The 15,227-nt window shown below is 65.4% G+C and carries 11 protein-coding genes; 8 read left to right on the plus strand and 3 right to left on the minus strand.

Going from position 1 to position 15,227, the window contains the following annotated elements:
• Positions 1–311 precede the first annotated feature (311 nt).
• The 5 genes from Q0L89_RS13595 (at position 312) to Q0L89_RS13615 (ending at position 6,040) form a co-directional block, all read left to right on the plus strand.
• Positions 312–494 carry a hypothetical protein gene (locus tag Q0L89_RS13595; RefSeq protein WP_296766129.1) on the plus strand — a complete coding sequence of 61 codons (183 nt, stop codon included), beginning with the start codon at positions 312–314 and terminating at the stop codon, positions 492–494.
• A gap of 245 nt (positions 495–739) precedes the next feature.
• On the plus strand, positions 740–3,139 hold the full coding sequence (pheT, locus tag Q0L89_RS13600; protein ID WP_296766132.1) for a phenylalanine--tRNA ligase subunit beta: 2,400 nt from the start codon (positions 740–742) through the stop codon (positions 3,137–3,139).
• 27 nt (positions 3,140–3,166) lie between these two features.
• Positions 3,167–3,619, plus strand: coding sequence for a YtoQ family protein (locus Q0L89_RS13605; protein WP_296766134.1), 453 nt, complete (start codon positions 3,167–3,169; stop codon positions 3,617–3,619).
• A 160-nt stretch (positions 3,620–3,779) separates the two neighbouring features.
• Positions 3,780–4,577 (plus strand): mechanosensitive ion channel domain-containing protein, encoded by a 798-nt coding sequence (locus Q0L89_RS13610; protein WP_296766136.1) that lies wholly within the window; start codon positions 3,780–3,782, stop codon positions 4,575–4,577.
• Positions 4,578–5,056: 479 nt separating this feature from the next.
• Positions 5,057–6,040 carry an NAD(P)H-quinone oxidoreductase gene (locus Q0L89_RS13615; protein WP_296766138.1) on the plus strand — a complete coding sequence of 328 codons (984 nt, stop codon included), beginning with the start codon at positions 5,057–5,059 and terminating at the stop codon, positions 6,038–6,040.
• A 19-nt stretch (positions 6,041–6,059) separates the two neighbouring features.
• Here the strand turns inward: Q0L89_RS13615 and Q0L89_RS13620 are convergent, their stop codons facing one another.
• Entirely contained in the window at positions 6,060–6,518 is a 459-nt protein-coding gene (locus Q0L89_RS13620; protein WP_296766140.1) for an Lrp/AsnC family transcriptional regulator, read from the minus strand.
• Positions 6,519–6,666: 148 nt separating this feature from the next.
• Here Q0L89_RS13620 and ald point away from each other — a divergent pair, with 148 nt between their 5' ends.
• Entirely contained in the window at positions 6,667–7,785 is a 1,119-nt protein-coding gene (gene ald / locus Q0L89_RS13625; protein WP_296766142.1) for an alanine dehydrogenase, read from the plus strand.
• A 64-nt stretch (positions 7,786–7,849) separates the two neighbouring features.
• Here ald and Q0L89_RS13630 read toward each other — a convergent pair whose 3' ends face one another.
• Positions 7,850–11,254, minus strand: coding sequence for an indolepyruvate ferredoxin oxidoreductase family protein (locus tag Q0L89_RS13630; RefSeq protein WP_296766145.1), 3,405 nt, complete (start codon positions 11,252–11,254; stop codon positions 7,850–7,852).
• A 132-nt stretch (positions 11,255–11,386) separates the two neighbouring features.
• Here Q0L89_RS13630 and Q0L89_RS13635 point away from each other — a divergent pair, with 132 nt between their 5' ends.
• Positions 11,387–11,830 carry an Lrp/AsnC family transcriptional regulator gene (locus Q0L89_RS13635; protein WP_296766148.1) on the plus strand — a complete coding sequence of 148 codons (444 nt, stop codon included), beginning with the start codon at positions 11,387–11,389 and terminating at the stop codon, positions 11,828–11,830.
• A gap of 39 nt (positions 11,831–11,869) precedes the next feature.
• Here the strand turns inward: Q0L89_RS13635 and katG are convergent, their stop codons facing one another.
• Positions 11,870–14,044: a catalase/peroxidase HPI gene (gene katG / locus Q0L89_RS13640; RefSeq protein WP_296766150.1), complete on the minus strand. Its 2,175-nt coding sequence runs from the start codon at positions 14,042–14,044 to the stop codon at positions 11,870–11,872.
• 160 nt (positions 14,045–14,204) lie between these two features.
• On the opposite strand from katG, the gene Q0L89_RS13645 reads away from it, so the two are divergent.
• Positions 14,205–15,125: a hydrogen peroxide-inducible genes activator gene (locus Q0L89_RS13645; RefSeq protein ID WP_296766153.1), complete on the plus strand. Its 921-nt coding sequence runs from the start codon at positions 14,205–14,207 to the stop codon at positions 15,123–15,125.
• Positions 15,126–15,227 lie beyond the last annotated feature (102 nt).

Genomic DNA, 15,227 nt, shown 5'->3' on the forward strand with positions numbered 1-15,227 from the left:
CGCGCAGCGCCCGACCGCCCCCTCGGGCGGGCGCTTTTGCGGGCGTATCAAGCTGATGACAACGCGGATGTATTTGGCCGGCATAAAGCGCGATCCACATTCGTTGCAGCGCCCACCCGGCGGTCGGGCACCGCGCGGCACATCAGCCGGTCGCCCAAAGCCCGCAACCGGCCACTCGATGCCAATACCGCGCCGGCCTGATCGGGTGTAAAGGGCTCGAACCCGCCATCTGACCGTCTCGCTCACGGATGTCGGACGAGTGTCCGATACCTGGTTCCACGGGGTATCTTGTGTCGGGTGGCGGACACTGGTTGAAAGACCACCTCGACACCGGGGCCACGCTCGACGAGATCACCGACGCCCTGACTGACCTAGGGCTTGAGGTCAAAGGCGTCGAAAACCCCGCCGCGCGGTTGGCGGATTTCACCCTTGGCAACGCCACCCCTACACGTCTCTACCCGATCTCAACGCCTTCCTGCCGAACGCCCTGTTAACCACGCCTCCGGGGCAAGCGGCACCGACGCGATACCGCCAGGATACCGACGCTATACCGACATGGGTTTTTCAGCATTAACAACGGTTTGGGGTGATTCGCCCCAAACCCGCCGATGCCCCCTCTCATCCCCGTTCCGAAACCGCCCCGCACGGGCCGCTCCGCAACGGCCCCGCCGGGCCTTTTCCCCGCCCCCGCGATCGGCTATGCCCTGCCAAGACGCGTTATGCTGCAAGGTAGGCCGACATGAAATTCACCCTCGCCTGGCTCCGCGATCACCTCGACACAGAGGCGACGCTGAACGAGATTGCCGAGACCCTGACCGATCTGGGGCTGGAAGTGGAGGAGATTTCCAACCCGGCCGACAAGCTTCAGGGCTTTACCATCGGCAAGGTCTTGACCGCCGATAAACACCCGGATGCCGATAAACTCAAGGTTTGTCAGGTGCTTACGGATGAGGGTGAGAAACAGATCATCTGCGGCGCGCCCAACGCGCGCGAAGGCATCACCGTGGTGATCGCCAGTCCGGGCACCTACGTGCCCGGCATCGACACCACCATCGGGGTGGGCAAGATACGCGGCGTCGAAAGCTTCGGGATGATGTGCTCCGAGCGCGAGATGGAGCTGAGCGACGAACACGAGGGCATCATCGAGCTGCCTTCGGGCGAGGTGGGCCAGGCGTTCACCGACTGGCTGGCCCAAAACGACCCGGCCAAGGTCGACCCGGTGATCGAGATCGCCATCACCCCCAACCGCCCGGACGCGCTTGGCGTGCGCGGCATCGCGCGCGATCTCGCCGCGCGCGGGCTTGGCACCATGAAACCCACGCAAACGTTTGAAATAAAGGGTGATTCCCCCTGTCCCATCGGTGTGACCATCGACGATGACACGCGCGAAAACGGCTGCGAGCTGTTCGCCGGGCGGCTGATCCGGGGCGTGCAAAACGGCCCCAGCCCGCAATGGTTGCAGGACCGCCTGCGCGCCATCGGCCTGCGCCCGATCAGCGCGCTGGTGGACGTGACCAACTTCTTCACCTTCGACCGCAACCGCCCGCTGCACGTCTTCGATGCCGACAAGGTGCAGGGCAACCTGCGCGTACACCGCGCGCAGGGCGGCGAGGTGATGACGGGCCTCGACGAGAAGGAATATACCTTCGACGCAGGGCAGGTGGTGATCTCTGATGACAACGGCATCGAAAGCGTTGCCGGCATCATGGGCGGGCTCGCCACCGGTTGCACCGGGGAAACCGTGAACGTCTTTCTCGAAGCGGCGGTCTGGGACAGGGTGCAGATCGCCATGACGGGCCGCGCGCTCAAGATCAACTCGGACGCGCGCTATCGCAACGAGCGCGGCATCGACCCGGCCTTCAACATGGAAGCGATCGAGCTGGCCACGCAGATGATACTGGACTTGTGCGGCGGTTCTGCCACCGAGGTGACCACCGCCGGCGCGGTGCCTGACCTCGCGCGCGCCTATCGGCTTGACCCGGCCCGCGTGCAAAGCCTTGTCGGCATGGATATCCCCGCGGACACGCAGCGCGCGACGCTCGAGGCCCTGGGTTTCCGGCTGGAGGGCGACATGGCCTGGGTGCCCTCGTGGCGCCCCGATGTGCAGGGCGAGGCCGACCTGGTGGAAGAGGTGGCGCGCATCGCCTCGCTGACCCGGCTGGAGGGCAAGCCGATGCCGCGGGCCCGGATGGGCGTGCCGCGGCCGATCCTGTCGGACATGCAAAAGCGCGAACAGGCGGCGCGCCGCACTACCGCCGCGTTGGGGTACAACGAATGCGTCAGCTACAGCTTTATCGATCGTGGCGCGGCGCGCCTGTTCGGCGGTGGCGATGAGGCGACCATGCTGGAAAACCCGATCTCGTCGGAAATGAGCCACATGCGGCCCGATCTGCTGCCGGGGCTGTTGCAGGCCGCAGCGCGCAACCAGGCGCGCGGCCACTCCGACATGGCGCTGTTCGAGGTCGGCCCCGCCTTTCACGGCGGCGAGCCGGGCGAGCAGCACCTGCAGGTGGCCGGGCTGCTGGTGGGGCGCACCGGGCCGCGCGACGTACACGGCGCCGACCGGGTGGTCGATCTGTTCGACGCCAAGGCCGATGCCGAGGCGGTGCTGTCCGCGCTTGGTGCACCCTCCAAGACGCAGATCATGCGCGACGGGCCCGACTGGTGGCATCCGGGGCGGCACGGGGTGGTGCGCCTTGGCCCCAAGAAGCAACTGGCGGTCTTCGGGGAACTACACCCGCGGGTTCTGGCGGCACTTGACGTGAAAGGGCCCGCCGTGGCCTTTACCGTGTGGCCGACCGAGATACCGCAGGCGCGGCGCAAGGCCACGACACGCCCGGCGCTCGAATTGCGCGATCTTCAGGCGGTGGAGCGCGACTTCGCCTTCGTGGTCGACCGCGATGTCGAGGCGCTCGCCCTGGTCAACGCCGCGGCTGGCGCCGACAAGGGGTTGATCGACTCGGTGCATGTCTTCGACGAGTTCGTCGGCGACAGCCTTGGCGAGGGCAAGAAATCCATCGCGCTGACGGTGCGCTTGCAGCCCACCGAGAAGACGCTGAAGGAAGCCGATATCGAAGCGGTCGGCGCCAAGGTGATCGAGAAGGTGCAAAACGCCACCGGCGGCGTGCTGCGCGGCTGAGGTGGCATCGGCAACAAGGAGAACGGCATGCTGAGGGTCTATCTGGCGGGCGAGATCCATACCGACTGGCGCGCGCGTATCGTGGACGGCGCAAAGGGGCTGGACGTGACGTTCGACGCCCCGGTCACCGATCACGCGGCAAGCGACGATTGCGGTGTGGCAATCCTCGGGGCAGAGGACAGCAAGTACTGGCACGATCACAAGGGCGCGATGATCAACGCGATCCGCACCCGCAAGGGTATCTCCGAGGCCGATGTCGTGGTCGTGCGCTTCGGCGACAAGTACAAGCAGTGGAACGCGGCCTTCGACGCGGGGCAGGCGGCTGCGCTTGGCAAGTCGCTGATCGTGTTGCAACCTCCCGAGCACGACCATGCGCTCAAGGAGGTGGATGCCGCTGCGCTGGCCGTGGCGCGCGAGCCCGAACAGGTGGTCGAGATCCTGCGCTACGTGTCGACCGGGATGTTGCCCGAGCGGGGGTAACAAGGGGGCGCTGCCCCCGTCGCGCGTGCCGCGCGCGACCCCCGGAGATATTCGTGGAGAAAGAAAAAGGCGCTTTCCGGTCGGTGTGCTGGTGTAGGTTTGCCAGTTGGCAATGCCGCGCTACGCTTGTGCGTGGATTCGGAAATGAAGGAGCACCCGCATGATGGAGCAACTGGGCGTTTTTGGCCCTTTCGCGGCAAATGTTATCAAGGCGATCGTCGTGTTGGTCGTCGGCTGGGGCGCTGCCGACGTGATCAGTGGCATCGTGCGCCGCCGGATCAACGCGGCGCCGCGCATCGACAAGACGCTGGGGATTTTCGCTGCCTCCGTCGTCAAGTGGGCGATCCTTCTTATGGTTCTGATCGCGGTCCTGGGCCTGTTCGGGATTGCGGCAACCAGCCTCGTGGCGATTCTGGGGGCGTCGGCCCTGGCCATCGGCCTGGCGTTGCAGGGCACGCTGAGCGACCTGGCCGCCGGGGTGATGCTGGTGGTGTTCCGGCCCTACAGGCTGGACCAATACGTCGATATCGGCGGCACGGCCGGGACGGTGGTGGACCTGAACCTGTTCTTCACCGAACTGGTCACGCCCGACAATGTGCAGATCATCGTTCCCAATGGTCAGGCATGGGGCTCTGTCATCATCAACTATTCGGCCCATGACACGCGGCGCTGCGATCTGAGCTTTGGTATCGACTACAGCGATGACGCGGACGAGGCGATAAGGATCATCGAGGCGCTCGCGGCCGATGATCCGCGCGTGCACGACGACCCGCCGCCCTGGGTTCGGGTGACCAGCCTGGGCGACAGCAGCGTCGATCTGACCGCGCGGCTGTGGTGTGACGCCGCTGACTACTGGGCGCTGAAATTCGACATGACCAAGGCGGTGAAGGAAGCCTTCGACAAGGGCGACATCACCATCCCTTACCCGCACAGCGTGGAAATCCAGCGGCAGGGCTGACCGTTGCGACGGGGCGCGGGCCAAGGGCCCGGCGCGCAAGCGCCGCGCCCGGCACGGTAGCAGCCGGCGTCGGCGGCATGCGCGTCGCCTTTCAGATACATCGTGAAAGTGAAGTGGGCTTTTGCGCACCTGTTGAGGCGACATTCGGTCGCCCATGGCGACGGGGCACCCCGAAGTGGTGGGCACGGATTGGCGCGATATCTGGCGCGCGCGGCAAGAGGCATAACCGTTGCTGGTCGAGCCGTGGCTTGGTCAGCCGCAATGGCCGTCGCCTCGGATACCCCCTGGATCAGCCGCCGAGTTGTCCGGAAAACCGGGATCACTTCAGCTGCGGGTGGCCGGGCGGCTCAAGCTCGACCGCACGCCGATGAAGCCGGCCCAGATCTGGTAGGGGCCAGGGGACGAGAACGGGTCACTGGACGCCGCCCGTGGTAAGGCGCTAAGGATGAGGTGGATCGCCAGAGCAAGGGATTGCACCAATGACCGACACGATGCGCGCAATCGAGATTTCCGAACCCGGCGGGCCGGACGTGTTGCGCCCGACCGAGCGCCCGGTGCCCGAGCCCGGACCCGGGCAGGTGCGGCTGCGGCTCGCCTATGCCGGGGTCAATCGCCCCGATGCCCTGCAACGCGCGGGCGCTTACGCGCCGCCGCCCTCGGCCAGCGACCTGCCCGGGCTGGAGGGCGCGGGAGAAGTGGTTGCCATCGGACCCGGTGTCGAGGGGCTCAGCCCGGGCGACAAGGTCTGTGCGTTGCTTCCGGGCGGAGGCTATGCCGAACAGGTCGTCACGCCGGCGGCGCATTGCCTGCCAGTGCCCGAGGGAATGGACCTCAAACAGGCCGCTTGCCTTCCGGAGACATACTTTACTGTATGGTCAAACGTGTTCATGCGCGGCGGGTTGATCGCGGGCGAGCGGTTTCTGGTGCATGGCGGTTCGTCCGGGATCGGCACCACGGCGATCCAGCTCGGCCGCGAGTTCGGCGCGCGGGTCTTCACAACCGCCGGAACCGACGAAAAATGCGCCACCTGCACCGACCTGGGGGCCGAGCGCGCGATAAACTACCGGCGCGAGGATTTCGTCGAGGTGCTCAAGGGCGAGGGCGGCGCGAACCTGATCCTCGACATGGTGGGTGGCGACTACATCCCGCGCAACGTGCGGGCGCTGGCCGACGACGGGCGGCTGGTGCAGATCGCGTTCCTTTCGGGGCCCAAGGTCGAGCTGAACTTCGCGCAGGTGATGGCGCGGCGGCTGACGATCACCGGCTCGACCTTGCGGCCGCAATCGGACCTCGCCAAGGCGCGGATCGCGGAGGCATTGCGCCGCGACGTGTGGCCGCTTCTGTCGGCGGGGCGGATCGGCCCGGTCATGGATAGCGAGTTCCCGCTGGAGCAGGCCGCACGTGCCCACGCCCGCCTGGAAAGCAGCGACCATATCGGCAAGATCGTCCTTGCCATCGGCTGAGGAACCGCCGCCGCCGCCGTCATACCGGCAGCGCCGTTGTCTTGAACACGGTCCTCAGGGCAAAGCTCGATTGCATCTGGACGACGCCGGGCAGGCGCGACAGGTGTTGGCGGTGGATTCGCGCGAAATCCTCGGTGCTTTCGGCCACCACCTTGAGGATGTAATCCGCCGTGCCAGCCATCAGGTGGCATTCCAGTACATCCGGTATCCGTGCGACCGCACGCTCGAACGCGTCAAGCACCTCGTCCGCCTGGCCCGACAGGGTGATCTCGACGAAAACGGTCGTGGCCACGCCCAGCTTGCGCGCGTTGAGCAGAGCCACGTAGTCGTTGATATATCCATCGGCCTCCAGCCGCTGCACGCGCCTGTGACAGGCACTCGGCGACAGGTTGATCGCTTCGGACAGGTTGGCGTTGGATATACGACCGCGGCGCTGCAATTCGCTTAGGATGCGCCGGTCTGTCGCGTCGATGGACATATGTGCACGAACCTTCTGTGTTTCTGATCTTTTTGCGAAGATTATTCACGTAATGTGCCGTTTGGCGAGGCACATGGCAAAGCATTTTCATGCCAAATCCGGTAAGATGCACAAAAATAAGGCAATTTCTACGCAAGGAGGAAACGCGATGAAGATCGGATGCCCGAAAGAGATCAAACCCCAGGAATTTCGCGTCGGCGTGACACCGAACGCCGCGCAGGAGGCCGCCGCTCACGGCCACGAGGTGCTGATCGAGACCGGCGCCGGAATCGGCTCGGGCTTCGACGACGATGCCTACCGCACCGCCGGCGCCCGCATCGTTGATACCGCCGAAGAGGTCTTTGCCACTGCCGACATGATCGTCAAGGTCAAGGAGCCGCAGGCCGTCGAACGCAAGATGCTGCGCGAGGGGCAGCTTCTTTTCACCTATCTGCATCTGGCCCCTGACGCCGCGCAAACCCGCGACTTGCTGGAGTCGGGCTGCACCGCGATCGCCTATGAAACCGTGACCGATGCGAATGGCGGTCTGCCGCTGTTGGCCCCTATGTCCGAGGTCGCGGGCCGTCTGGCGCCGCAGGTCGGTGCGTGGACCCTGCAAAAGGCCAATGGTGGGCGCGGCGTTCTCATGGGCGGCGTGCCCGGCGTCGGCCCTGCGCGGGCGATCGTCATCGGCGGCGGCGTCGTGGGCACCCACGCTGCGCGCATCGCCGCCGGGATGGGGGCGGATGTCACGGTTCTGGACCGGTCGCTGCCGCGGCTGCGCTATCTTGACGATGTGTTCGGCGGCGCCTTCAAGACCGGCTATTCCTCGAAGGGACTGTTGGCCGAGTTGCTGCCGGAAGCCGACTTGGTGATTGGCGCGGTCCTGATCCCCGGTGCCGCTGCGCCCAAGCTGGTTACCCGCGCGCAGCTCTCGCTGATGAAACCGGGCGCGGCGCTGGTGGATGTGGCCATCGACCAGGGCGGCTGTTTCGAGACATCGCACGCCACCACCCACCAGAACCCGATTTACGAAGTGGATGGCGTGATGCATTACTGCGTCGCCAACATGCCCGGCGCGGTGGCGCGCACCTCGACCATCGCCCTGGGCAACGCCACGATGCCCTTCATGCTGGCGCTGGCGGACAAGGGCTGGAAGCAGGCTTGTACAGACGACCCGTACCTTTTGGACGGGCTGAACGTACATGCCGGGCAGTTGACCTATTACGCGGTCGGCAAGGCGCTCGGGATCGACGTCGTCTCGCCGCAGAAGATCATCAAGGGCTGAGCCGGGCGCAGGGGACAGGCCGGCGCGGTGCCGCCGGCCTGTCCGCGTTTGCGCGTCCAGTCCGTTACGCTGTCTCGGCCAGTACCTTTTCGGCCGCGTCATGGCGCACCGGGCCGTAGCCACGAATCTCCATCGGGGCTTCCAGAAGCGCCATCGAGGGCGCCGGGTCGTCGGCGTCGTAGGTGCGCTCGACATGGGCAAGCACGCCCTCGTACCAATCCAGCAAACGCCGGTCCAGCTTGCGATCGGCGGTGCGGGCGAACGGGTCGAGCGCGCTACCGCGCAGCCACTTGAGCCGCGCCAACCCTGACAGAACGGGGCGCATCCACGGTCCGAAGGCGTGCTTTTTCGGGCGCCCGCGGGCATCGCGCCCCAGTGGCAGGACGGGTGGCGCCATGTGGTACTTGACGCGGTAGTCGCCCTCGAACACCTGCGCCAACTCGTCCTCGAACCCGGCTTGGGTGAATAGGCGCGCAACCTCGTATTCGTCCTTGTAGGCCATCAGCTTGAACAACGATTTCGCGGCTGCCGTGACCGGCGCTTCGCCGGCGCCCTCGGGCAGGGCGGCGCGGAAGGCGCTGATGCGGTCCTCGAACCGGCTTGCATAGGCGCGATTCTGGTAGTTGGCCAAAAAATCGGCACGACGTGCGATCATCTGGTCGAGCGTCTCTTCTGCGTCATCGCTGGTGTCGAGGTAGTCGGCCAGTGCTTCGGGCCGCGCGGCCATCACGCGACCCAGATCGAAGGCCATCGCGTTCTTCTCGACCGCCACACCGTTGAGGGTGATCGCCTGCTTGAGCGCCGTTTCGCTGACTGGCACCAGCCCATGCTGGAACGCCGCACCCATCAGGATGATGTTGGCAAAAACCGCGTCGCCCATCAGTTGCTCGGACACCGCGCCGGCATCGAAGGCATGAACGTTGTCGGCGCCCACGGTTTGGCGGATCAGGTCTTCGCGCGCGTCGATGCGCAGATCGGCATCGCGGTTCAGAACCACGTCGCCGGTGGGCATCTCGGCGCGGTTCAGCACCACGCGGCTGCCCTTGCGGAAATGCGTCGAGGCCTTGGGCGACGAACACACCACCGCGTCGCAGCCGATTACCGTGTCGGCCGATCCACGCACGATCCGGACCTGATGGATGTCCTCGGGGCGCCGGCCGATGCGCACATGGCCCAGTACGGTGCCGAACTTCTGCGCGAAGCCGGTGAAATCCAGCACGCTCGATCCCTTGCCTTCCAAGTGTGCGGCCATGGTGATGAGCGCGCCCACCGTCACCACCCCGGTGCCGCCGACCCCGGCGACCAGCAGGTCGAACGGGCGCGCGAGATCGGGCAGGTCGGGCACCGGCAGATCGGCGCGCAGCGCGTCGATGTCGAGCCCCACCGGCGCGGGCTTGCGCCGCGCGCCGCCCTCGACGGTGACGAAGCTGGGGCAGAACCCGTCGAGACACGAGAAATCCTTGTTGCAACTCGACAGGTTGATCTTGCGCTTGCGGCCCAGGGGCGTGTCTTTCGGCTCGACGCTCAGGCAGTTGGACGCGACCGAGCAATCGCCGCAGCCCTCGCAGACCAGGTCGTTGATATAGGCAAAGCGCGGTGGGTCTTCCATCGTGCCGCGCTTGCGGCGGCGGCGCTTTTCGGTGGCGCAGGTCTGCTCATAGATCAGCACCGAGACGCCCTCGACGTCGCGCAGCTCGCGCTGCACCGCGTCCATTTCGTCGCGGTGGTGAATGGTGATGCCCTTTGGGAAGTCGGCTTTGTCGAAGTTTTCCGGCGTGTCCGAGACCAGCGCGATGCGCTCAACCCCTTCGGCGCGGGAAGATTGCGCGATGGCGGCGGGGCTGACGGGGCCATCGACGGGTTGGCCACCGGTCATCGCCACCGCGTCGTTGTAGAGGATCTTGTAGGTGATGTTGACGCCCGCCGCGATCGCTTGCCGGATCGCCAGCGAGCCCGAGTGATACCAGGTGCCCTCGCCCAGGTTCTGGAACATGTGCGGGTTGCCCCGGTAGCGCGCGCCGCCGGCCCATGGCACGCCTTCGCCGCCCATCTGGGCAAAGCCGTAGGTCTCGCGGTTCATCCAGCTTGCCATGACGTGGCAGCCGATGCCGCTGGCGGCAAAGCTGCCTTCGGGCAGCTTGGTCGAGGTGTTGTGCGGACACCCGGAGCAGAAATAGGGCGTGCGGGTGGCACCCGGCAGGCTGAGCGATGGCGCGGGCGTCCGGGTCAGCGCGCGGGCCTTTTCCGGCAGCCGTTCGTCGGGAAAGAAGGCATCCAGCCGCTCGGCGATCACCGGCACCAGCTCCAGCGGGCTCAGCTCGCCCGTCCAGGGGATCAGCGGGTCGCCCGCGGCGCGGTGCTTGCCGACCATCTTGCGTGGTTTGTCGCCGGGCCAGTCGTAGAAGTATTCCTTGAACTGGCTTTCGATGATGCCGCGCTTTTCCTCGACGACAAGCACCTCTTCCTTGCCCTTGACGAAGGCCAGCGCGTCGCGCCGTGCCAGCGGCCAGACCATGCCGACCTTGTAGATGTCGATGCCGAGGCGGCGGCAGGCGGCTTCGTCCAGCCCCAGAAGGCGCAGTGCCTCCATGGTGTCCTCGTGGCCCTTGCCGGTGGTGACGAGGCCGAAGCGCGCGTCGGGAATGTCGTAGATGCGCCGGTCGATGGGGTTGGCCTCGACGAACGCCTCGACCGCGGCCAGCTTGTGGGCGATGCGGGTTTCGATCTCGGTGCTGGGCGGGTCCGAGCGGCGCACATGCAGCCCGCCCTCGGGCGCAGTGAAATCGGGCTGCACGAAATCGCGTTCGGGCGGGATGTCGATGGACTGGCCCGCCTCGACGGTTTCCGAGATCGCCTTGAACCCGACCCATGTTCCCGAAAACCGCGACAGCGCAAAGCCGTAGGCACCGAACTCAAGATATTCCGCGATGGTGGCGGGGTTCAGCGTCGGCATGAACCAGGCCATGAAGGCGACGTCCGACTGATGCGGCATCGACGACGACACGCAGCCGTGGTCATCCCCGGCCACCACCAGCACGCCGCCCTTGGGCGACGATCCGTAGGCGTTGCCGTGCTTGAGCGCATCGCCCGAGCGGTCCACCCCCGGCCCCTTACCATACCACATGGAAAACACGCCATCGACCTCGCATTCGGGGTCCAGCGCTGCCTGTTGCGTGCCCAGGATCGCGGTGGCAGCAAGGTCTTCGTTCACCGCGGGCAGGAAATCGACCCGCGCCTCGCGCAGGCGTTCTTCGTTGCGCCACAGCTCCTGATCGAGCCCTCCCAGGGGCGAGCCGCGGTAGCCCGACACGAAACCGGCGGTGTCGCGCCCCGCCGCGCGGTCGCGCCGCGCCTGGTCGAGCATCACGCGCACCAGCGCCTGGGTGCCGGTGAGAAACACGCGCCCGTCCTGACGGGCATAGCGATCAGAGAGTTGATAGGTGTCGAAACTGCGGTCGTGCCGTGCCATTTCCGCGCCTTCCATTATTCCGGGTTTGGCAATAGATTACCATGTTAACGGTGAAAATTCCGGCCAGAATTGTTGCTATTACCGCCACTATGTGAATTGATCATTCGTGAAACATGAGAAAAGTGCAAAATCATGCCGGAATTGGAAGACACGGATCAACGGATTCTTGAGCTATTGCGCCGCGACAGCCGCATTTCCAACGCCGACCTCGCCGAGCAGGTGGGTCTGTCGCCCTCGTCCTGTTGGCGCCGGGTGCGGGCGCTGGAAGAGCGTGGCGTCATCCGCGGCTACACGGTGCGGCTGAACGACGAAGCGATGGGTCTGGGCTTCAAGGCGATCGTGCATGTGCAACTGACACGCCACGACCCGGACAAGGCGATGGAGTTCGTGACTGCGGTGCGTGACAAGGCCGAGGTGCGGGCCTGTTATGCCACCACGGGACAGTCGGACTACCACCTGCATGTGGTTTGCCCGGATCTTACCGCCTACAACCGATTCCTTGAGGAATTCCTGTTTCGCATCCCGGCGGTAGCCAGCGCGCAGACCAACCTGATCCTGCGCCCGATCAAGGAATAGGCCGCCCCCGCGTTCGGACGGGGGCGGCCGGGTTTCGCATCACGCCAGGTCGAAGCGGTCGGCGTTCATCACCTTGGTCCATGCGGCAATGAAGTCGCGCACGAACTTTTCGCGGCTGTCGTCCTGCGCGTAAAGTTCGGCATAGGCGCGCAGGATCGAGTTGGAGCCGAAGACGAGATCGACGCGCGTTGCCGTCCACTTGACCGTGTCGGTCTTGCGGTCGCGCACCTCGTAGAGGTTGTTGCCCGTCGGCTCCCAGCGGTTGGTCATGTCGGTGAGGTTGACGAAGAAATCCGTCGTCAGCGCCCCCGCCCGCTCGGTAAACACGCCGTGCCTGGTGCCGCCGTGGTTGGCCCCGATGGCGCGCATCCCACCAATCAAGGCGGTCATTTCGGGCGCGGTGAGGCCCATGAGTTGCGCCCGGTCAAGCAGCAGTTCCTCGGGCTGGACCACGTACTCCTTCTTGAGCCAGTTGCGAAAGCCGTCGGCGACGGGTTCCAGCACCTCGAAGGATGCCGCATCGGTCATCTCGTCGGTAGCGTCTCCGCGGCCCGGTGCGAAGGGCACGTCGATATCGAACCCCGCGGCCTTGGTGGCCTGCTCGACGCCAACATTGCCGGCCAGCACGATCACGTCAGCGATGCTTGCGCCCACCTCACCGGCGATCGGTTCGAGCACCGAAAGCACCCGCGCGAGGCGCTCGGGCTCGTTGCCTTCCCAATCCTTCTGCGGGGCCAGGCGGATGCGCGCGCCGTTGGCGCCGCCGCGCATGTCCGACTGGCGGAAGGTTCGGGCGCTGTCCCAGGCGCTGGCGACCATGTCGGAAATAGACAACCCGGAGGTCTTGATCAGCCGCTTGGCCTTGCCGATGTCGTAATCGGTCGCGCCGGCGGGCACCGGATCTTGCCAAACCAGGTCTTCCTGGGGAATCTCAGGGCCGACATAGCGCGATTTCGGCCCCATGTCGCGGTGGGTCAGCTTGAACCACGCGCGCGCGAAAGCGTCGTCGAATTCAGCGGGATTATTATAGAAGTGGTCCGAAATCTTGCGGTATTCGGGGTCCATCTTCATGGCCATGTCGGCGTCGGTCATGATCGGGTTGCGCCGCACCTTCGGGTCCTCGGCGTCGACGGGCTTGTCTTCCTCCTTCATGTCCACCGGTTCCCACTGCCAGGCGCCGGCGGGGGATTTCTTCAACTCCCACTCGTGGTTCAGCAGCAGGTGGAAATAGCCATTGTCCCACTGCGTCGGGTTGGTCGTCCAGGCGCCTTCAAGACCGCTGGTTACCGCGTCGCGGCCCACCCCGCGGGTGGTGTGGTTCATCCAGCCTAGCCCTTGCTCCTCGATGGGGGCCGCTTCGGGCTCGGGGCCGACATTGGCGGCGTCGCCGTTGCCGTGGCACTTACCCACGGTGTGGCCGCCGGCGGTTAGTGCAACCGTCTCGTAGTCGTCCATCGCCATGCGCGCGAAGGTTTCGCGCACCTGCTCGGCGGTCTTGAGCGGATCGGGCTGGCCGTTCACGCCTTCGGGGTTCACGTAGATCAGCCCCATCTGGACCGCCGCCAGCGGGTTTTCCATGGTGGCGGGGTTCTCGACGCTTTCATAGCGGCTGTCCGACGGCGCCAGCCATTCCTTTTCGGCGCCCCAGTAGGTGTCTTTGTCGGGGTGCCAGATGTCCTCGCGCCCGAAGCCGAAACCGAAGGTCTTGAAACCCATGGATTCATAGGCGACGTTGCCGGCGAGGATGAACAGGTCGGCCCAGCTTATCTTGTTGCCGTATTTCTTCTTGATCGGCCACAGCAGCCGGCGCGCCTTGTCGAGGTTGCCGTTGTCGGGCCACGAGTTGACCGGTGCGAAGCGTTGGTTGCCGGTGCCTGCGCCGCCGCGGCCATCGGCCAGCCGGTAAGTGCCGGCCACGTGCCAGGCCAAGCGGATCATCAGCCCTCCGTAATGCCCCCAGTCAGCCGGCCACCAGTCCTGGCTGTCGGTCATCAACTCGGTGAGGTCCCTTTTCAGCGCCTCGACGTCGAGCTTTTTCAACTCCTCGCGATAGTCGAAATCCGGCCCCAGCGGATTGGTCTTGCGGTCGTGCTGGTGCAGGATGTCGAGGTTCAACGCATTGGGCCACCATTCCATGTTGTCGGTGCCCGTGGCGGTGTTTCCGCCATGCATCACCGGGCATTTCCCGGCCGTGTCGATATCGTTCCCGTCCATAGCTGGTCTCCTGTGGCTGTCATCTTGGCTGGGGCAGCGCCCCCTGGATGCCGCGTGGGCCTGACGATTGCTGCGGGCGGCACCTGAACTGCAATCTTGGTATCAGAGTCGCACCATAATAGAAAATTGAATTTTCTAAACTATATGATAGGTAAAAGTTATGACTGCGATCTCGATGAAACACCTCCGCTATTTCGATGCGTTGGCGCGCACGGGCCATTTCGGGCGCGCCGCCAATTCCTGTTCGATCTCGCAACCGGCGCTTTCCGTGCAGGTCAAGGAACTGGAGGAAATCCTTGGCGCGCCGCTGGTCGAGCGCGGCGCTCGGCAAATCCGGCTGACCAGCCTGGGCGAGGCCTTTGCCCTGCGTGTGCGTGACATCCTGCTCTCCGTCGACGAGTTGGGCGATCTGGCGCGCGCCTCGCATAGCCCGCTGGCCGGGCGGTTGCGCATCGGCGTGATCCCGACCGTGGCGCCATATCTGCTGCCGGCGTTCGTCAAGACGCTGGCGCAGCGTTTCCCGGATATCGACCCGCGCCCGCGCGAGGCGGTGACGCAGCGCCTCATCGACGACCTGATGGAGGGCCGGCTGGATGCAGCGATCGTTGCGTTGCCGGTCTCGGAACCCGCGCTTGAAGAAGTGGCGCTTTTCGATGAGGAATTCATCCTGGTGCGTCCGCCCGAAGACGCCGACAAGCCGGTGCCAAGCGCCGAAAGCCTGCGCGAGATGCGGCTTCTGCTGCTGGAAGAGGGTCACTGTTTCCGCGATCAGGCGCTGTCGTTTTGCAACATGTCCTCGACGCTGCCGCGCGACCTGATGGAGGGCAGTTCGCTTGCCACGTTGGTGCAGATGGTCAGCGCCGGCATCGGGGTGACCCTGATCCCGGAAATGGCTGCCCCGGTCGAGACGCGCTCGGCCAGCGTGTCGGTGGCGCGCCTGCCGGTGCCGCGCCCCGCCCGCACGATCGGCATGGTCTGGCGCAAGACCACGCCGCTGACCGAACAGCTGGAACATATCGCCGATGTCGTGCGCGATGCGGGGCAGCAGGGCGCGGCGCGTGCCGAGGGTGTTATCGTGTGAGCGGGGTGGAGGCTCTTGTTGAGTGGTCGGCGCGCTGGAATTGCATTCGGGGTGGAAAGCAGGTCATAGTGCATTCTAAATAAGTCGACAAAAGTCGAAATA

This window comes from Sediminimonas sp. (genome assembly GCF_024637375.1).
In the GTDB taxonomy this organism is placed as follows: Bacteria; Pseudomonadota; Alphaproteobacteria; order Rhodobacterales; family Rhodobacteraceae; genus Sediminimonas.